General features: G+C 66.3%; 17 protein-coding genes. 8 read left to right on the forward strand and 9 right to left on the reverse strand.

From position 1 onward, the window contains the following. Positions 1-176: 176 nt before the first annotated feature. Both QGG75_12545 and QGG75_12550 read right to left on the reverse strand, forming a co-directional pair. Positions 177-1,538, reverse strand: a complete 1,362-nt coding sequence (locus tag QGG75_12545; GenBank protein MDP6068060.1) for a glutamate--cysteine ligase — start codon at positions 1,536-1,538, stop codon at positions 177-179. A gap of 103 nt (positions 1,539-1,641) precedes the next feature. Further along, complete coding sequence (locus QGG75_12550) at positions 1,642-2,376, reverse strand: 16S rRNA (uracil(1498)-N(3))-methyltransferase (protein MDP6068061.1); 735 nt, start codon at positions 2,374-2,376, stop codon at positions 1,642-1,644. Between the two features lie 54 nt (positions 2,377-2,430). Here QGG75_12550 and ubiA point away from each other — a divergent pair, with 54 nt between their 5' ends. Continuing rightward, entirely contained in the window at positions 2,431-3,402 is a 972-nt protein-coding gene (gene ubiA, locus QGG75_12555) for a 4-hydroxybenzoate octaprenyltransferase (GenBank protein ID MDP6068062.1), read from the forward strand. 42 nt (positions 3,403-3,444) lie between these two features. Here ubiA and QGG75_12560 read toward each other — a convergent pair whose 3' ends face one another. From QGG75_12560 to QGG75_12570, 3 genes are read right to left on the reverse strand one after another with little or no spacing between them, the layout of a single operon-like run. Beyond that, positions 3,445-4,257 (reverse strand): 3'(2'),5'-bisphosphate nucleotidase CysQ, encoded by an 813-nt coding sequence (locus QGG75_12560; GenBank protein ID MDP6068063.1) that lies wholly within the window; start codon positions 4,255-4,257, stop codon positions 3,445-3,447. Next, the gene (locus QGG75_12565) at positions 4,254-5,624 is read right to left on the reverse strand and encodes a metallopeptidase TldD-related protein (protein MDP6068064.1); all 1,371 of its coding nucleotides are present in this window, start codon (positions 5,622-5,624) and stop codon (positions 4,254-4,256) included. The genes QGG75_12560 and QGG75_12565 overlap by 4 nt, the downstream gene beginning before the upstream one ends. A 60-nt stretch (positions 5,625-5,684) precedes the next feature. Further along, the gene (locus QGG75_12570; protein ID MDP6068065.1) at positions 5,685-7,187 is read right to left on the reverse strand and encodes a UbiD family decarboxylase; all 1,503 of its coding nucleotides are present in this window, start codon (positions 7,185-7,187) and stop codon (positions 5,685-5,687) included. 80 nt (positions 7,188-7,267) lie between these two features. Between QGG75_12570 and QGG75_12575 the strand changes: the two genes are divergently transcribed. The 7 genes from QGG75_12575 (at position 7,268) to QGG75_12605 (ending at position 15,739) form a co-directional block, all read left to right on the forward strand. Then, on the forward strand, positions 7,268-8,008 hold the full coding sequence (locus QGG75_12575) for a hypothetical protein (GenBank protein MDP6068066.1): 741 nt from the start codon (positions 7,268-7,270) through the stop codon (positions 8,006-8,008). Positions 8,009-8,431: 423 nt separating this feature from the next. Next, positions 8,432-10,609, forward strand: a complete 2,178-nt coding sequence (locus QGG75_12580; protein MDP6068067.1) for a tetratricopeptide repeat protein — start codon at positions 8,432-8,434, stop codon at positions 10,607-10,609. 359 nt (positions 10,610-10,968) lie between these two features. Further along, a complete protein-coding gene (locus QGG75_12585) occupies positions 10,969-11,919 on the forward strand; it encodes a radical SAM protein (GenBank protein ID MDP6068068.1) in 951 nt (316 codons plus the stop codon). A gap of 85 nt (positions 11,920-12,004) precedes the next feature. After that, positions 12,005-13,453, forward strand: a complete 1,449-nt coding sequence (locus QGG75_12590; GenBank protein ID MDP6068069.1) for an MBOAT family protein — start codon at positions 12,005-12,007, stop codon at positions 13,451-13,453. 3 nt (positions 13,454-13,456) lie between these two features. Continuing rightward, the gene (locus QGG75_12595; GenBank protein ID MDP6068070.1) at positions 13,457-14,680 is read left to right on the forward strand and encodes a hypothetical protein; all 1,224 of its coding nucleotides are present in this window, start codon (positions 13,457-13,459) and stop codon (positions 14,678-14,680) included. A 195-nt stretch (positions 14,681-14,875) separates the two neighbouring features. Further along, a complete protein-coding gene (locus QGG75_12600) occupies positions 14,876-15,352 on the forward strand; it encodes a hypothetical protein (protein ID MDP6068071.1) in 477 nt (158 codons plus the stop codon). Between the two features lie 18 nt (positions 15,353-15,370). Further along, entirely contained in the window at positions 15,371-15,739 is a 369-nt protein-coding gene (locus tag QGG75_12605) for a hypothetical protein (GenBank protein MDP6068072.1), read from the forward strand. A 58-nt stretch (positions 15,740-15,797) separates the two neighbouring features. On the opposite strand, the gene QGG75_12610 is transcribed toward QGG75_12605, so the two are convergent. The 4 genes from QGG75_12610 to nfi form a co-directional block, all read right to left on the reverse strand. Next, a complete protein-coding gene (locus QGG75_12610; GenBank protein MDP6068073.1) occupies positions 15,798-17,084 on the reverse strand; it encodes a CoA transferase in 1,287 nt (428 codons plus the stop codon). Continuing rightward, positions 17,029-17,367 (reverse strand): monooxygenase, encoded by a 339-nt coding sequence (locus QGG75_12615; GenBank protein MDP6068074.1) that lies wholly within the window; start codon positions 17,365-17,367, stop codon positions 17,029-17,031. The genes QGG75_12610 and QGG75_12615 overlap by 56 nt, the downstream gene beginning before the upstream one ends. A gap of 181 nt (positions 17,368-17,548) precedes the next feature. Continuing rightward, complete coding sequence (locus tag QGG75_12620; GenBank protein MDP6068075.1) at positions 17,549-18,256, reverse strand: alpha/beta fold hydrolase; 708 nt, start codon at positions 18,254-18,256, stop codon at positions 17,549-17,551. A gap of 28 nt (positions 18,257-18,284) precedes the next feature. Then, positions 18,285-18,992 (reverse strand): deoxyribonuclease V, encoded by a 708-nt coding sequence (gene nfi / locus QGG75_12625; GenBank protein MDP6068076.1) that lies wholly within the window; start codon positions 18,990-18,992, stop codon positions 18,285-18,287. Positions 18,993-19,198: the final 206 nt, after the last annotated feature.

Genomic DNA, 19,198 nt, shown 5'->3' on the forward strand with positions numbered 1-19,198 from the left:
AGGGTCCGTAGGGGACTTCCACCCCCAAGTCGTCGCCGGGCCACCACAGCCCGGCAAATGGTGCTTTCGCACCGTGCGCCATGCCTGGCACACCGCCCCCGCGGAGGCTGCGGACCGCAGGTCCGCCGCCGTGAGCGACAAGAATCTAGATCGGATCTCATTTCATGAGATCCGATTTAGTAAGAATATTCCTCGAACAGCGGATCGACCGAGCCCTGCCAGCGGGTCTCGTAGGCTTCCAGCAGATCCTCGGCCGGCGTGCGGCCGGCGTCGATGATGCTGCGCAGCGCATCGAGAAAGTGGTTCTCGTTGTCGCCGAAGCTGTCCAGCCGGGCGCGCCGTTTGAGGCCATGGCCGGCGATCTCTACCACCTCGGCGGCCCAGTCGAGTACGGGCCGGCCGAGGTGCTGGGTCCCCAAGGCGCGCCGCGGCACCTCGCGGGCCAGGGCGGCGCGTTCCTCGGCGCTCCAGTCGCGGCAGAGCTGCCAGGCGGCATCGAGCGCCGCCTCATCGTAAAAGAGGCCGGTCCACAGGGCCGGCAGCGCGCAGAGCCGGCGCCAGGGTCCGCCGTCGGCGCCGCGCATCTCGAGGAAGGTCTTGAGCCGGGCCTCGGGAAACAGCGTCGTCAGGTGGTCCTCCCAGTCCTGCAAGGTCGGCCGCTCGCCGGGCAACGCGGGCAGCCGGCCCGCCATGAAATCGCGGAACGATTGGCCCGAGGCATCGACATAATCCTCGCCGCGGTGAACGAAATACATGGGCACGTCGAGGGCATAGTCGACATAGCGCTCGAAGCCCATGCCGTCCTCGAAGACGAAGGGCAAGAGCCCGGTGCGGTCGGGGTCGGTGTCGCTCCAGATATAGTTGCGGTAGCTGAGAAAACCGTTGGGCCGGCCCTCGCTGAAGGGCGAGTTGGCGAACAGCGCCGTGGCGATGGGCTGCAGCGCCAAGGCCACGCGAAACTTCTTCACCATGTCGGCCTCGGAGCGGAAATCGAGGTTGACCTGCACCGTCGACGAGCGGAACATCATGTCGAGGCCCAAGCGCCCCCGCGTCGGCATGTAGCGGCGCATGATGCCGTAGCGGCCCTTGGGCATGACCGGCGTTTCCTCGAGCCGCCACTTGGGCTGGAAGCCGAGCCCGAGAAAGCCGATGCCCAGGCCCTCGGCCACCTCGCGCACCTGGTCGAGATGGTTGTGCACCTCGTTGCAGGTCTGGTGCAGCGTCTCCAGGGGCGCCCCCGAAAGCTCGAGCTGGCCGCCCGGCTCCAGCGTCACCGCCTGCTGGTCGAGGGCCAGCGCGATGACGTTCTCGCCTTCGTACTTGGGCTTCCAGCCGAAGCGCTGCAGGCCCTCCAGTACTTTTTGCACGCCGGCCGCACCTTCATAGGGGATGGGCCGCAAGTCGGCATGGAAAAAGCCGAACTTCTCGTGCTCGGTGCCGATGCGCCAGTCGGCCGGGGGCTTCGAGCCCCGCTCGAGGTATTCGATCAGGTCGGTCCGGCTCTCGACCGTCGCGCTTTTGGCCCCAGTTTCGGCCATCGTTACCTCGTGGATATGGTGGGGGCCGCCCGTCGCGACGCGGTCGAAATTTCTGCTTGCTCAGGTAGCAGTTCCCAATACCCCCCGCAAGTCCCGTCAGCGGTCACTTTTTGGCGAGGTTCAGGGCCTGCCAGAGGCCCAGAACCACCACGCCGGCCGTGTCGGCCCGCAGCAGCCTGGGCCCGAGATCGACGGCGACGGCCGCCGCCAGGGCCTCGAGCCGGGCCGCCTCGTCCGGCGCAAAGCCGCCTTCGGGCCCGATCAGCAGGTCGGCCGGGGATGAGGCGGCGGCAAATACCGCCGCCGCCGGCCGGCCGCCGCCGCGTTCGTCGCACCAATATAGCGGCCGCGCCACGGGCCAGGCCGCCAGCACCTCGTCGAGCGCCATCGGCTCGGCCAAGGCCGGCACCTCGAGCCGGCCGCATTGCTCGGCCGCCTCGCGGGCGTGGGCCGCCAGGCGCGGAAGATTGAGGCGCCGCACCGCCGCGTACCGCGTCAGCACCGGTTGCAACCGCGTCACCCCGAGCTCGGTCGCCTTCTCGACCATGATCTCGAGGCGGGCCCGTTTGAGCGGCGCGAACAGCAACCCGAGATCGCCGGCCGGGGGCTGGGCCAAAAGGCGTTCCCGCAGGGCCAGCCGGCAGGCCCGGCGCCCGCTTTCGAGCACTTCGGCCCGCCATTCGCCATCGCGCCCGTTGAACAGCGCCACCTCGTCGCCAGGGCCGAGCCGCATCACCCTCAGCAAATAGTGGCACTGGTCGTGATCGAGCTCGAGGTTCGTTTCCGAATCCAGCACGGCTTCAACGAAGAGTCGGATTTTGGGACGCTGCAGCGGCATGGCCCCAGCATGGCACAGCTTGAGCACGGGCAAAAATGGCGTTAGTGCTTGGCCATGTCCGAAGAGCGCGACCAGGGTACCGACCAAACCATCGCCGACGCTCCGGCCGACAACTGGGTCGACCGCCGGGCGCCGCCGGGCTGGCGGCCTTATTTCAAGCTCTCGCGCTTCGACCGCCCGATCGGCGCCTGGCTCTTGCTCTGGCCCGGGCTTTGGTCCCTGGCCCTGGCCGCCGGCCAGCCGGCGGCGCCAAGCTGGCGGCCCTTGGTGGCCGCCGGCTGGCCCGATCCGATCCTCTTGATGCTCTTCTTCCTCGGCGCTTTCGTCATGCGCGGCGCCGGCTGCACCTACAACGACATCGTCGACCGCAACTTCGACGGCCTGGTCGAGCGCACGGCATTGCGCCCCATCCCCAGCGGCCAGGTCAGCGTCGCCCGGGCCGCGGCCTACATGATCGCCCAGGCCCTGCTGGGTTTCGTCATCCTGCTCAGCTTCAACCCCTTCGCCATCTGGCTGGGCATAGCCTCGCTGGGCCTGGTGGCGATCTATCCCTTCATGAAGCGCATCACCTATTGGCCCCAGTTGGTGCTCGGGCTGACTTTCAATTGGGGGGCGCTGCTGGGCTGGGCCGCGGTAACCGGCACGCTCTCCTGGGCGCCGCTGGCGCTTTACCTCGGCGGCATCTTCTGGACGCTGGGCTACGACACCATCTACGCCCACCAGGACAAGGAAGACGACCTGCTGATCGGCGTCAAATCCACCGCCATCAAGTTCGGCGAGGCACGCACCAAACCCTGGCTCTACGCCTTCTACGCCGGCACCATGATTTCTTTGGCGGTCAGCGGCATGCTGGCGGAACTGGGCCCGCTTTATTTCATGGGCCTCGCCATGGCCACCTTCATGCTGACCTGGCAGGTCCGCACGCTACGCCCCGACCTGCCGGGCAACTGCCTCATCCGCTTCCGCGCCAACCACCCCTTCGGCCTGGTGATCTTTTTCGCCATCGCGCTGGGCCACGCGGTTTAGCCGGCATCACGGACTTATGATCGGCCGAGCGGCGTTATGGCGTTATAGAATCTCACGCAAGCGCGCGATGATTTCGCCGTGCAGCCGTGGCGGCGCGGCGATGATGCCGTCGTGGCGGGGGTCCTGAAGATTGTAGACCAGCGCCGAGCCGTCAGGCGCCGAGACCAGGCCGCCGGCCTCGCGCACCACCAGGTCGGCGGCGGCCAGGTCCCAGTCGGACTTTTCCGCCGTCGACACCGTGCCATCGTAATTCCCGGCCGCCACCAGCGACATGCGGTAGGCGATGGAGTTGATGAAGACGTAGTCCTGTTCGTAGACCGGCGGCCGGTTCTTGAGCTTTTTCATGGGCCCCGAACCGGCCAGCAGGCGCGCCGCTTCCAGGTCGGGGCCGTCGGTCATTTGCAGCGCCCGCCCGTTGAGGCGCGCGCCGCCGTCTTGGCTCGCCTCGAACATCTCGTCGGAGGCCGGGTTAAAGACGGCCCCGGCGATGGTGCGGCCTTGCTCCACCAGGGCGACGCAGACGGCGAACTCGGGCTCGCCCTTGAGAAAGGCTCGCGTGCCGTCGATGGGATCGACGATCCACAGCCGTCGGGCTTCGAGGCGTGCCGGGTCGTCCTCGCTTTCCTCGGAAAGCCAGCCGTAATCGGGCCGCGCCGCGCGCAGCTCTTGCTCCAGCAGGCGGTCGACGGCGATGTCGGCCTCGCTGACCGGGCTGCCGCCGTCTTTGTCCCAGGACCGCACACCGTTCTGGAAGTATTCCAGCGCCAGGGCGCCGGCCCGCCGCGTCGCCGCCAGCATCAGTTCATGGTCCGCTGTCAGATCCAAAAACGTGGCTGTGCCACCCGAGTTGCTCATGCGCCGGCTACCGTCATGCCGTCGATGCGCACGGTCGGGGAATTGACGCCATAGCGGAACTCGAGGTCGTCGGCGGCTTCCAGGGCCGCGAACATGTCGGCCAGGTTGCCGGCCACGGTAACCTCGCTGACGGGATAGGCGATCTCGCCGTTTTCGATCCAGAAGCCGGCGGCGCCGCGGCTGTAGTCGCCGGTGACGTAGTTGATGCCGAAGCCGATGAGTTCGTTGACGTAAAAACCTTGCTCGATGCTGGCCATCAGCTCGGCCGGGCTCTTGGCCCCGGCTTCGAGGTAAAGATTGGTGGGCGAAGGCGAGGGCGGCGTGCTGGTGCCGCGGCTGGCGTGGCCGCTGCTGGTGAGGCCGAGCTGGTGGGCCGAGGCGCGGTCCAAAAGCCAGGTCTTAAGGAGGCCCTTTTCGATGATGGTGGTGCGCCGGTTGGCTACGCCCTCGCCGTCGAAGGGCTTGGATGCCAGGCCGCGCCGCCGGTGGGGGTCGTCGACCACCCGCACGGCCGGCCGGAACAGTCGCTCGCCCATACGGTCCTTGAGAAAACTGCTGCCGCGGGCGACCGACGGGCCGGAAATCGCGCTGGCCAGGTGGCGCACCAGGCCGTTGGCGACGCGGGGGTCGTAGATCACCGGCACCTGGGTGGTCTCGACCTGGCGCGGATCGAGCCTGGCCACGGCGCGCCGCCCGGCCGATGCGCCGATGGCTGCGGGGTCGTCGAGATCGTCGCCGAAGCGGGCGCTGGCGAAGTCGTAGTCGCGCTCCATGCCCGTGCCCTGGCCGGCCAGCACCGAGACGCTGACGCTTTGGCGCGAGGCCAGGTAATGGCCGCGAAAGCCATGGCTGGTGGCCAGGGCCACGGCCGACATGCCCCAGCTCGCCTCGGCGCCTTCGGAATTGCTCACGCCTTCGATGGCCCGGGCCGCGTCCTCGGCCTCGGCGGCCCGGGCGTAAAGGGTCTCGGCCTCTTGCTCGCTGGCGTCGAAAAGGTCGAGGTCGGCAATGTCGCGGGCCAACAAATTCGTCTCCGCGAGACCGGCATGCGGATCTTCGGGCGCCGCCCGGGCCATGGCCACGGCGCGCGCCACCATTTCGTCAAGCGTCGCCGATGCCGTGTCGGACGACGACACCACGCCCTGGCCCTGGCCGACGAAGACGCGCAAGCCCAAGTCGCTGGATTCGGATCGCTCGATGTCCTCGCGTTTGCCCAGGCGCTGGCTGACGGCCAGCGAGGTGGTCTCGAAGGTGACCGCGTCGGCGGCCTCGGCACCGGCCCGAGCGGCGCGGCCGAGCACGTCGTCGAGCAGCCCCAAAAGTCGCTCGCCGGCCTGGGCCGGGTGGCTGGCAAAGGTTTGGCTCATGGCATTATCCCGTCGTCGCTGGCGCCCCTTATATAGGGTTTCCAGGTGCCGCCGTCGCGCTTATTTCCAGATCGGCCGGCCTGAGCCCGGCAGGCCGAGACGCGGCCATTTTTCCGTCACCAGTTCGACGATTTCGGCCGACATGCCCAGCGGCCGGCCCCATTCGCGCTCCGTCTCGGGGGGGATCTTGGCGGTGGCGTCGATGCCCAGCTTGCTGCCCAGGCCCGAGACCGGCGAGGCGAAGTCGAGGTAATCGATGGGCGTGCCTTCGATAATAGTTGTGTCGCGGGCCGGATCGACGTTGGTGGCCAGCGCCCAGACCACGTCGTGCCAGTTGCGCGCATCGAGGTCCGAGTCAATTACGATGACGAACTTGGTGTACATGAATTGGCGCAGGACCGACCACACCCCCATCATCAAACGCCGGGCATGGCCGGGATAGGCCTTCTTCAGCGAGACCACGGCCAGGCGGTAGGAACAGGCCTCGGGCGGCAGCCAGAAGTCGGCGATCTCGGGAAACTGCTGCTGCAGGAGCGGCACGAAGACGTCGTTCAGTGCCTCGGCCAGCAGGCTGGGCTCGTCCGGCGGCCGGCCGGTGAAGGTGGAAAGGTAGATGGGGTCGCGGCGCTGGGTGATGGCCGAGACCGTGAACACGGGAAAGGGCTCGGCCGCGTTGTAGTACCCGGTATGGTCGCCGTAGGGCCCTTCGAGGCCGCGCTCCTCCAGCGAAACATGGCCCTCGATGACGATCTCGGCGTTGGCCGGGACCTCCAGCGCCACCGTCTTGCAGGGCACCAGTTCAACCTTTTGGCCGCGCAAGAGCCCGGCGAACTGGTATTCCGAAAGCGTGTCGGGGACCGGCGTCACGGCGGCGATGATGGTGGCGGGATCGGCGCCGATGACCACGGCCGCCGGGAAGGGTTCTGAACGCGCGGCGCGCCAGCGCTCGAAGTGCTGCGCCCCGCCGCGGTGCTTGAGCCAGCGCATGAAGGTGCTGCGCGGCCCCCGCACCTGCATGCGGTAGATGCCGAGGTTGTATTCCGAATCGTCTTCCGGCCCTTTCGTCACCACCAGCGGCCAGGTTATCAGCGGCGCCGGCTCGCCCGGCCAGCAGGTCTGGATGGGCAGCCGCCCCAGGTCCGCCTCCTCGCCCTCCAGCACCACCTCGTGGACGGGTCCCGAGGAGAGGCGCTTGGGCTTCATGCTCAGCGCCTGCTTCACCAGCGGCAGCATTTCGGCCGCCTCGCGCAGCCCCTGCGGCGGCGTCGGTTGGCGCAAAAAGGCCAGCGTCTCGCCCAACTCCCGAAGACCGCCGGGCTCGCGCCCCATGCCCCAGGCGACGCGCTCGATGCTGCCGAAAAGATTGACCAGCACGGGCATTTCCGCCGGCTTCCCGTCCGCCCCTAGGGGCTTCTCGAAAAGCACCGCCGGCCCGCGCTCGGCCAGCAGCCGGGTCTGGATCTCGGTCATCTCGAGATTGGTCGAGACCGGCTCGGCCACGCGCACAAGCCGGCCCTCGTTCTCGAGCCGGGTGATGAAGTCGCGCAGCGATCGGTAGTTCATGAGCACTTTCCGGCCCGGCGTTGAGCCCGGGCCGGCCCGAGTATATACGGGGATACACTGGGCGACACAGGGTGCGAGCGATGAAAGACCAGGCGGCGATCGAGCGAGCTAAGAACTATCCCTTCGCGGCGCCCGAGGGCGATTTCCTCTTTCGCGACGGCGAAGTCCTGCCCTATGCCGAGACCGCCGGTCCCTGCGTCCCTGTCATCGCGTTTGGCTCCAACGCCGCGCCGGAGCACCTGGCGCGAAAATTCGCCGACATGCCCGGCACCGCCATCGCGGTGCAGGAGATCGAGCTTCTGGACCTCGACATCGTCTTCTCCGCCCACCTCACGCGCTACGCCTCGATCCCGGCGACGCTGGCGCCCTCGCCCGGCACGGTGGTGCGCTGTCACCTCACCCTGGTGCCCGAGGAGCGCATCGAGCGGATGCACGAGAGCGAGATGGGCCGGACGCTGGGCGCCACGACCAACTATTCCTTCAGCCGCCTCGACGAGATCCGGGCGCGCCGCCCCGACGGCGGCAGGGTGACGGACCTGCACGCCTACCTCTGCAACCACGGGGTCTGCGGGTTCGAGGCAGACCCGACCGCCCTCAGCGCCCGCGCCGGGCCGAGGGGCGCAGTTTTGTTGCCCAGAGCGAATCCGAGGTCCTGGAAGCGGCCCGCCAGCGCCTCGCCCCCGAACTCGGCCTCGACGAGTTCATCCAGACAGCGCTCGACGACCGCCGCCAACGTGCCGCCTGGACCCAGACGCTCCGCGCCACCGCCCACCCTGTCGAGGTGCCCGGGTTCGTGCCGCTGGTGCCGTAAGAATTCGTGAAAGCGTCCGGAAAAAGCGTCCGCGTCCCTTTAATTAAGGAATGTTAACGAGAAGGGTGCCGATTTCTTAACGAGCTTTCGATTTGCCTATAGAAGCTAATTCAGCGCTGAACTCTAAATTAAAGTTGTTTCATACCAGGTATCTAGAGATGACGAGACGATTCTACTTCATGCCGCCAATCGACCTTGCGGTCGGCGAGAAGGACGCTCGCCACTAGGCAGACCGGAACCAGGGCTTCCGGTCGCAGGCCAGCGTGCGGAGCCGCCGCCGCCTCAAGTGGCCACTCGCTCCGCTCGCTGGGCCACTTGACCCGGTCGTCTTCGAGCGCATTTCGGGGAGACTTTGCGGTTGCGCGACCCGGGGTTGTGGGGGAGAGTCGAACGAGCGAACTGTGTTGACAATCGAAGTTGAAGTTTCTCGCCCATGGCCGATTCGAAAGCAAAACCGCCGGGCAAGTTCAGGCGCTTCTTTAGCCGGTCCTTTTTGAGCAAGTGGCTCTCCAGGGAGGTCGAAAAATTTCCTGGGGGATCGCTGGCCAGCACTTTGACGGAGGATATCGAGGGATCTCCCCTCGATGCCCGTCCCGGCGAGGCAATCGTCCAAGCCACGGGTGACGGCAGCCGCGCCGATCCGGCACAGCCCTACCTGCGCCTGACGCGCCACCTGGCACGGCGCGACGTGCGGCGGGACAGCGACGGCCAGGAAGTCGAGACCGATCTGGTCAGCGCCTACACCCGTTCGATAGACCTTCTAGGCCGGCAACCGGACCTTGACGACCTGCAAGCCTGGCTGGACCGGGAAGCGCCGATATCCGTGCGCGTGATCACCGGTCAGGCCGGGGCCGGCAAAACACGGCTGGCGCTCGAGCTTTGCGAGCGGGCGGCGAAGGCCGATTGGCAAGCGGGGTTCGTTACACTTGAAGAACTGACACGTTTCGCGAAGCAGGGCGACCTCGATCTTTGGGACTGGAACGCCCCGACCCTGGTGGTGGTCGACTACGCCGCCGGCCAGGCCACGGCCTTGTCCGGTTGGCTCAGCAACCTGGCAAGCCGAGGGCTCGAACCCGGCTCTACGCGATTGCGAATCTTGCTGCTCGAACGCCAGGCCGATCCCACGGGCTGGTGGCAAACCGTGTTCGGCCGGGGCGGCGGCGACGCCAGGGCCGTGCAGGCCCTGCTCGACCCGTCGAAACCCGTAGCGCTGGCACGGCTTCGCGATCCCACGACCCAGCGCGCCATCCTGACAGCAACACTTGAACTCGCCGGCAGTTCCGAACGCCCACCGGAACCCGGCTCCGACCCCGCTTTCGACCAGCGCCTCGCCGAAATCGCTTGGGGCGGCGAGCCGCTGTTCCTGATGATGGCCGGACTGACGGCGGCCCAGGCCGGCATCGGTGCGGTCTTGGCGCTCAGCCGAGACAAACTGGCGTTTGAACCCGCTGATTCCGAACTCGCCCGCATTGGACGCGCGGCGCAAGCCCATGGCGTGCCTGAGCCCCTGCTGATCCACTTGGCAGCCATGACCACGCTACGCCAAGGCCTTGACCGCGAGGCGGCGCTGGCGACCGTTGAGCGTGAAAAGAGCGAACTTCACCACCAGGGCGCCCCCGACGCCCCCAAGATCCATGCTGCGTTGAACTCGGCGCTCAGGCACGAAGGCGGGCGCCTGCAACCGGTTCAACCCGACATGATCGGCGAGGCCCTGCTGCTGCGCGCCTGGGATCTCGAATCCCCCCGGGCCGAAACCGACAGCAGCGAAGCGGTCCGACGGGCCGCCGAGGTGGCCCACGGCCCGGTCGGCGAAAGCGTCATCCGCACCTGCCAGGATTTCGCCATCCACGGCCACCGCCTACCGCTCGACTGGCTTGACGTTGTGGGAGTCGCCGCGGCGGACCTGCCGACCCTGCTCAGCCTTCTCAATGCCTTGCCCGATCAAACCGTCGAACTCCGCGAACGAGCCCTTGACCTGCAGCAAAAAGCAGTCGATGGGCTACGCACAAAGGGCGCCGCCGACGTTTCGGACAAAGCCTCGCTGGCGACAAACCTCAACAACCTGTCGAACCGTCTGAGCGCCCTGGGGCGGCGCGAGGCGGCGCTGGCGGCGATCGAGGAGGCGGCGGAGATCCACCGCGCCCTGGCCGCCGAACGCCCCGACGCCTTCCGGCCCGACCTGGCCATGTCCCTCAACAACCTGTCGGGCCGTCTGGGCGACCTCGGGCGGCGCGAGGAGGCGCTGGCGGCGATCGAGGAGGCGGCGGAGACCTACCGCGCCCTGGCCGCCGAACGCCCCGACGCTTTCCGGCCCGACCTGGCCACGTCATTGGGGGCTTGGGGGCAGGTCCTGCGGGGCGCGGAGCGGCACGATCAGGCGGTGGCGGCATTCGCGGCCGGTATCGAGGCCCTGACGCCACAGTTCCTTGGGCTGCCCGAGGCGTTCGGGCAATTGATGGGGGCTCTTGTCCGGGAGTACGGGCAAAGCTGCGGCGAGGCGGAGCTGGAGCCGGACCAGGAGTTGCTGGGACCGGTTGTTGCCAAGCTGGTCGAGATGGGGGTTATCGAGCCGGGCGGCGATGACGACGGGGGCGAGGGGGAGGCGAGCTGAACAAACCGTAATCCGAGATCCCCGCACCAATCCGCCAGCCCTTCCGGAACCAACTCACAGACGACCGGGTCAAGTGGCCCAGCGAGCGCAGCGAGTGGCTGCTTGAGGCGGCGGCGGCTCCCCACGCTGGCTTGCGACCAGAAGCATTGCTTCCGGCTGCCCAGTGGCGAGCGTCCTTACTTTGCGATGTCGCGGGAGATGGGGCGTGAGGATGGGCACAAACTCAAAACCAAGCACCCCCACCCTGACCCTCCCCCATCGAGGGGGAGGGGAAAAACAAAAGCCCCCCCTCCCCCCGCCGCTTGATTGTCACGGGCCGGCGCATAATTTAAGGTCCGGGCCATGTCGCGAGCGAGCGCATGAGAACCGCCAGGGACTACACCCGTTCGGCCCTCAAGGGCGCCACCCGGCCGTTGGGCTGGGTGGACCGGGAGCGCAAGGGCGAGCTCGATTTTTGGCTCGACCACGCGCTGCCGCCCTCGTCGATCTACCAGATCACTTTTCGCGCCGCCGACGGCTGCAACCTGCGCTGCAAGACCTGCCACTTCAGCATGGATTACCGCAAGGGCCAGAAGACGCTCTTGATGGATCCCGAGCTGGTGCGCGAGGTGGTCGACCAGAGCCGTGGCTGGGTCAGCCTGATGGGCTTTTCGGCATCGGGAGAGCCCTTGATCAATCCCCAGATCGACAAGATGATCGGCTACGTCTCGGCTGCCGGCATCAAGTCGAAGATCGGCACCAATGCCATGCTGCTGACGCCGGATCTTTCCCGGCGCCTGCTGGAGGCCGGGCTTTCCATCCTCAAGGTCTCGATCGACGGCGCCACCGCCGAGACCTTCGAGACGGTTCGGGTGGGGGCGAGCTTCGAGAAACTCTGCGACAATCTCGAAGCCTTCTGGCGGCTGCGGAACGAGACGGGCGCCAAGACCAAAATCGTCGTCAACACCGTCATCACCAAGGACAACGAGCACGAAATCGAGGACATCAAAAAGAACTTCGCCCACATCGCCGACAAGTTCGCCGCCAAGTATCCCAGCACCTTCGGCATCATGTCGTCGCTCTGTGATTACTCGCCCTCGGCCATGACCCAGAAACGCTGCAACCAACTGGTCAAGCGCATGACCATCATCACCGACGGCCGCGCCACCATTTGTTGCGGCGACAACCAGAACGTCGGCGTCGTCGGCAACGTGCGCGAGACCAGTGCGCTGGAGGTCTGGCGCTCGGCGCTCTACAACGAATGGCGCGGCTACCACCGCAGCGGCCAGACGGAAAAGATCCCGTTATGTAAAGACTGCGTCTTTGGTTGAGCGCCACAGGCGCCCCCACGGGGGGTGATTCCCAAGGGACGGACATTGACTTACTATCGCGCCGGCTGACACTGGCGCGAGCCCCATGCTCTTCAATTCCCCTCTGTTCGTATTCGTTTTCCTGCCGCTGGCGCTAGTGGTCTTTTTCGTCGTGGCGCTTCGGGGCAAGAACCTTCATTGCGTGCTCTTTCTCGGGCTCGCCTCGCTGGTCTTCTACGGCTACTGGAACCCCAAGTACCTGGTCCTGATCCTGGCCTCGATCTGCGGCAACTTTGCCCTCTCGCAGGGCATCTGCCGGGCCCAAGGCGGCCGGCGGCGGATGCTGCTGGCCTTGGGCGTCGCCTTCAACCTGGGGCTCTTGGGCTATTTCAAGTACGCACTCTTTTTTGTCGAAAACGCAGCATTGCTGCTTGGCCGGGCCTGGTCGATCGAAGCCATCGTGCTGCCGCTGGCGATTTCCTTTTTCACTTTCCAGCAGATCGCCTACCTGGTCGATTGCTGGCGCGGCGAAACCTCACCGCCGGCGCTGGCGCGCTATCTCTTGTTCGTGGCTTTCTTCCCCCAACTGATCGCCGGGCCCATCGTTCACCACTACGAGATGCTGCCCCAGTTCGAGAAACTGGGCGAGCGGCCGCGGCTGGGCAACCTGGTGGCCGGGCTGACGATATTTTTCGCCGGACTGTTCAAGAAAGTCATCCTGGCCGACGGCGTCTCGGGCTACGCGGATGCGGTGTTCGAGGCCGTGGCGGCGGGCACGGCGGTGGGCGCGCTGGAAGCCTGGATCGGCTCTTTTGCCTTTGGTTTTCAGATCTATTTCGATTTTTCCGGCTATTCCGACATGGCCATCGGCCTGGCCCTGATGTTCGGCATTCGCCTGCCGCTCAATTTCGCCAGCCCCTACAAGGCCACCTGCATCATCGATTTCTGGCGCCGCTGGCACATGACGCTGTCGCGGTTTTTGCGTGAACACCTCTACTTTCCCCTGGGCGGCAACCGCGCCGGCTGGGCGAACCAGATGCGCAACATGATGATCGTCATGCTGCTGGGCGGGCTGTGGCACGGTGCCGACTGGGGATTCGTGCTGTGGGGCGGGTTGCACGGAGTTTACCTGGCGCTGAACCATGGCTGGCGCCGCTGGTCGCCGGAGGGCTTGAGATTGCGCCCCACGCTGGGCCGCGGCCTCACGTTGATCGCCGTGATCTTCGCCTGGGTGCCGTTCCGGGCCGAGACCTGGCCCGAGACCCAGGCGCTGTGGCTGGCCATGCTGGGCGGCGGCACTCAAGCGGGCTCGGCCATCAACGATCAGGGCCTGGCGCTGCTTTTGCTGGCGGCGCTCCTGGCCGTCGTCTGGACGCTGCCCAACACCCAGGACTGGAGCGGATTTGCCGAAACCGAAGCGAAACGCCTGCCGCGCTGGGCGCTTTGGCAAAAAACCGCACCCTGGGCCGCCTTCAACGCCGGCCTGGCTCTGGCTGCGCTGGCCGTCATGGTGGGCCGGCCCGAGACCCAGGAATTCCTCTATTTCCAATTCTGAAACATGACCGTATCGACCGCCCCCCTTTCCGAGCGGCGCTATGCAGCGCTCTATCTGGGTTTGCTGGCGCTGTTCCTGGTCGTCTTCGGGGCCGGCCTGCCGGCGCTGGGCGGGCTTTTCTTGTGGCGGGCCGGGGAATTCACGGCGCTCCCGGAAATCGTCGCCCGCCAGCAGGCCGACGGTTCCATTTACGGCAGCGCACTCCACGACGACGAATTCGCCCACAAGCTCGCCCTGGCCACGGCGCGCCGGGCCGAAGTGTTGGCGCTGGGCTCCTCGCGCGTGCTGCAGCTGCGCCAGGAATTCTTCCTCCGGCCTTTCACCAACGCCGGCCGGGCCATGAGTTCGCTGCGCGAGGGCGAGGAATTCCTGGCTGCGCTGCCGGCCGTCGCCCGGCCGCGGCTGATGATCATCGGGCTCGACCCCTGGTGGTTCAATCCCCAGCGCCCGGCCTATGCGCCGCGCCGGCCGCGCTCGGGCTTGAGCGTCGGGTTCCTGCACCTGGTGGCGGACTGGCTGTGGCAGGCCAAACTGGGTCTTGGCGATCTTTGGCGCGTCGCCGTCCGGGGCCGCAAGGCCAACGGCCTCACCAGCCATCCCGGCATCGGCGTCGCCGCCATTATCCGGGCCGCCGGCTACCGGGCCGACGGCTCGCGCGAATACGGCCGGCGCTATACGGCCCAGGACCCCACGTTCGATGATCAGGGATTCGGCAACACCCTGGGGCGTCTGGCCAAAGCAGACGGCCCTTTCGAGCACGGGGAACAGGCCGCCGCCGCCCGCTTCGCCCAGTTCGACGCCTTGCTGGCGGACCTGCGGGCGGATGGCGTCACGCCGGTGGTCATCATGACGCCGCTGGCCGGCCGCGTGCTGGCGGCCATGGACGGCATGGGCGTAGCGTTCGGCTACCTGGCCGAGGTGCGCACCTACCTGGCCGGCTTGCCGGTCGAATCCTACGACTTTCTCGACCCGGCGGCGCTGGGCGCCGGCGACTGCGAATTCGTCGACGGGTTCCATGGCGGCGAGGTGGTCTATCAGCGGGTTCTCCTGGCCATCCTCGAACGCAACCCGGCCAGCGCGCTGGCGCCGCTACTCGACGCCGCCGCGCTGCGTGCCGCGACCGCCGCAAGCGGCCGCGCCCTGGGCCCCCGAAGCGCGGCTGAATATTCCGCCACCGAAGCCGATTTCCTCGAACTCGGCTGCGCCAAAGCGGCAGGCGGGTCATAACCCCGCCCCGGGCAACGCTCGTAATCATGCCAAGAGCAAACGGAGAACCGGAATATTCATTCCACAGCAATATGTTAGGCGAAAACAAAAAAATAACCTGCGGGCGAGAACTTGCGCCGTGCGGCAAATCTGCGCAGAATAAAAATTACGTTGCGTTGGTAGCGGAGGGAATTTTTCTTGGCCCATGTCGAATATATGAATCGCATCCGCGACTACTATTTGTCGCAGGGATATGAAAAGTCCTATGTCTGGTCGCATTACGAAGAAGTTCCCTTCGTGCCACTGAAGAAACCCTTGTCGGAGTGCCAGGTGACGCTGTTTTCGACCAGCGACGTATCGATCAAGTCTGCTGCTGACGAAGGGCCGAGCGAGGCGGAAACCACGGTTGGCAACGTCTATTCGATCCCCTGGGACACGCCCCTGGACAAGCTCTATAGCCGCCAAGAGAGCTTCGACCGTTACGCCACGAGCCTCGATGACATCAACAGCTATCTGCCGCTCACCCGCCTGGACGAATTCGCGGCCGAGGGCCGGTTCGCTGGCCGCACCGCGAACTTCCACAACATCAATCGCGGCTACAGCCAGCGCATGATGCTCGAGCAAGCGGCGCCGGCCGCTTTGCGGAAATGCCGCGACGAAGCGGCCGACGTCGTCATCCTCACCCCGGTCTGACCCGTCTGCCACCAGACCGTGAGTCTGGTTGCCCGGCATCTCGAGAAACATGGCTATCCCACCGTGATCATCGGTGCCGCCCGCGACATCGTCGAGCATTGCGGCGTGCCGCGTTTCGTATTCACCGACTTTCCCCTCGGCAGCCCCTGTGGCGAGCCCTTCGACGTCGATATGCAGCACCAAATCGTTGGCCTGGCCCTCGACCTGTTGGAGACGGCCAGGGCGCCGCGCGCCACGCTCGAGGTGCCGATCGAATGGCGCGCCGGCGAGGCCTGGAAGGATAAGGTCTTCACCGTGGAGCAGCCCTTCCTGCCGCCCGCGGTGCATGAGCGTTGGATGAAGAGGAAGGAAGCCTACCGCGAGCAGAAAGCCGGGGGCGAGGCCTGACGGCGATGTTCTCCGACAGACGGTGCGGTCGCCGCGAATATCCGCTGCCCAATCGACCTCAGCCGCCGATCGCGCCGGCCTCGCGCAAGGCCCGGATTTGCGCCGGCGAATATGACAACAGCGATGCCAGCACGTCGTCCGTGTCGGCGCCCAATCGGGGCGCGGCGCCGGGCGGACGCAGCTGGGAATGGGAAAAGAAGAACGGCGAACCGACGGTGTCATAGTCCTCCAGCGCCCGTTCTCCCCCGTCCACAGCCACAACCATGCCGCGGGCCCGGACTTCGGGTGAAGCCAGGGCCTCCGACATTTGCCGCACATTGCCGACTACGATGCCGCTTGGCCGCATGCGGTCGATCCATGTCTGCCGCGGCTGTTCAAGCAAGGCGGCGCCGATTATCCGGTCCAAGTCTTGCCGGTTGGCGAGGCGATCCGTCATGGTACGGAAGCGCGGGTCATCGACCAGTTCCGGTCGTTGCAATACCTCCGTGCAAAGCATGCGGAATTGACGGTCGCTGCTGGCAATCAGGAGTACCGGCCCGTCGGCGCATTGGTAGATGTCCATAGGCGCCATGAACACCGATTTGTTGCCGACCCGTGGCATGTCCCGACCGGTGCTCAGGGTGCTGTGGGCATATGGCGTCATGGCGGCCAGGGTGCAGTCCAGCAGCGAGATGTCGACAAACTGTCCCTGACCGGTGCTGCCGCGGGCGATCAGCGCCGCCAAAACCGCCTGCCCCGCCATCGCTCCGGTCAAGCTGTCTATGATACCACCGCCGGCGCGGACCGGCGCGTTGTCGGCAAACCCGGTCATTTCCATCAAGCCGCTTTCCGCCTGCGCGATGGGGTCGTAACCACCGACGTCGCGTAGCGGACTGGTATGGCCGTAGCCCGTGACGGAACAGTAAATCAGGCGCCGATGCTGTTGGCGCAGGGTTTGATAATCCAGGCCATAGCGGGCCATTACGTTGGGTCGAAAATTCTCCGCCAGAATATCCGCCTGTAGGGCCAATGCGCGCGCTACCTCCCGGCCCTCGGGATGCCGCAGGTCGATGGCGATGCTGCGCTTGGAGCGGTTGACGCTGGTAAAAAAGCAACTTTCGCCGTCTTCCGTGTGCGGTGGAAAACCCCGTGTCTCATCACCCTTTGCCGGCTCCTCTACCTTCAGAACCTCCGCCCCCAGGTCAGCCAGGTTCATGGTCATATAGGGACCGGCCAGCATCCGCGTGAAGTCGAGTACGCGGATTCCGCTCAGCGGTGCATGGCATACCGTCACCGGCTGTCCTTTCGACCTATTGGGCGGCGTCCTGCTCCAAGGCCACCGCCTTGCCCTCGATGCGCAGTTCATCGCTGGCGTTATCGACGATGACGTGGTTGTCGTAGTAGGTCAGCGTCGGCCGTACGCCGAAGCGCTTTTCCATCATTGGCCACCAGTCGTCATCATACCAGGCTTCGGCTGCTTCCCTGGATTCCCACAGGTAGACGCCGCCGCCACCCTCGTCGCCGTTCAGGTAGTATTTGCGGATCAGTCCCGTCATCCCGAGATACATCGGCGCCGAGGCCTTACCCGCTTCGACCGCTTGTTCCTTGCTGCGTTTAGCGCCTGGAATTTGCACGATTGCGATGAACATCTCTGGTGGTTCCTTCAACAAGATTGACGTGCGCAGAATCAATTTGAACCCCTGCATCCATTGGCGCAAGAAGGGTTTTTGCTGAGGCGGATCTAGCGGACGGGGGAACGGGCGGTGTGGCGCGCCACACCATATCGATGGCGCTCCATGGCGAACCCGAATTGATCGTTCGGACTCCGCATCAGACCAAGCCGATCAGCATTTGCGCCAGGCGTTCGGGCTCGGTGACCATGCAGTCGTGGCCGGTGTCGATATAGAGGAGCTGCCAGTCGGGCGCCCGTTCGGCACGCTCGACGAACTGCTGCATGTAGCCCAGCGGCGTCTGGGTGCAACGGATGTAGGCCTTGCATGGCACGCCCTCGCCGGCACCCGTAAGCTTGGAGGCCTGCTGGAAGGTGGCGAAGGGCTGGGGCGTGCAGTGGCCGTTGACCCAGGCGGCCTGGGCGGGGTCGGTGACGCCGTAGAATTCCGCCGGCACCGGCGGCAGTTGCCAGCCGTTGTGATCGGCCGCCGCCTGCTTCATGGCCTGGCGCCGCTCGGGCACCTGGAAATCGAGCGCCGAACGGCCGTCCTCGGGCACGATGGCGTCGAGGTATATGAGTCCGGCCAGGCGTTCGGGCAGCCGGTCGGCGACGCCGCCGACCACCAGGCCGCCGTAGCTGTGGCCGACCAGCACGGCGCCTTCCAGATCCTCCCAGACCAGCACGTTGACGATATCCTCGATGTGGCTGTCGAGGTCGACCTCGGGCGTCGCCAGATGGGCGCGTTCGCCGAGCCCGGTCAGCGTCGGCGTGAAGACCTGGTGGCCCCGGCCGCGCAGACTGGCCGCCACCTCACGCCAGCACCAGCCACCGTGAAAGGCGCCGTGGACGAGAACGAACGTGGTCATGAGATTTCTCCCTGCTGCCCGGTCAGAACTATCCCATCCCGCCCGGCACCGCCAGCGGTCCGGCCCCTGCCTTGGAAAGCCGGTCGGCCAGGCGCGTGGTTTCGGGCAGCCGGAAGCGCGGCGTGGCGCGCAGCACCAGATCGATGGCGCTGGCCAGCGACACCCGGTGGCCGATCGAGACATAAAGCGGCTTGACCCCGGCGCGGCTGCACAGCACGGCGCCGATGACCTCGGTGTCTCCGCCCTCACCGTGCAAAAGCGGCACCCAGTCGCCCTTGGCCGGACCGGGCTCCGCGTGGCGGCCTATCAGGCGCGACTTGGCGACGCCGATGGTGGGCAGATCGAGCAGCACGCCGAGATGGCAGGCCAGGCCGAAGCGGCGGGGATGGGCGATACCCTGGCCGTCGCAGAGCAGCAGGTCGGCTGGTGCTGCCAGTTTTTCGCAGGCTGCCAGCATCGCCGGCGCCTCGCGGAACGAGAGCAGCCCGGGCACGTAGGGAAACTTCGTGGCCTGGCGCGCGATGGCGTACTCAAGAGGCTCAAGCGTGGCCATATCCAGCACCACGAGCGCCGCCTTTGCGATACGGCCCCGCGCCTCGAAACCGACGTCGGCGCCGGCGATGCGGTGCACGGCACCGAAGCGGTCGCGGCGCTCGACCCGGCCGGTCAGGCGGTGTTGCAGCTCCCTGGCCTGGGCCAGCGTCCGGGGCCAGGCATGGCGGCGGTTCTGTTTCACGCTTTCTCCCCGCCAGTTGTTGCGCCAGCATACGTTGTCTCAGAGGCCCGAAAACGTTAATAATGGTGTCGGGCTCTACCACCGGAGCCAATCGGGGGCGGCGAAACGGCGGCAATGCAAACCAACATTCTCCGTTTCTTGAAGTTGACGCTCGATTCGGTTCGCGATCTGGCGCCGATCATCGTCGTCATCGGATTTTTCCAGCT

This window comes from Alphaproteobacteria bacterium (genome assembly GCA_030740435.1).
Classification (GTDB): domain Bacteria; phylum Pseudomonadota; class Alphaproteobacteria; order UBA2966; family UBA2966.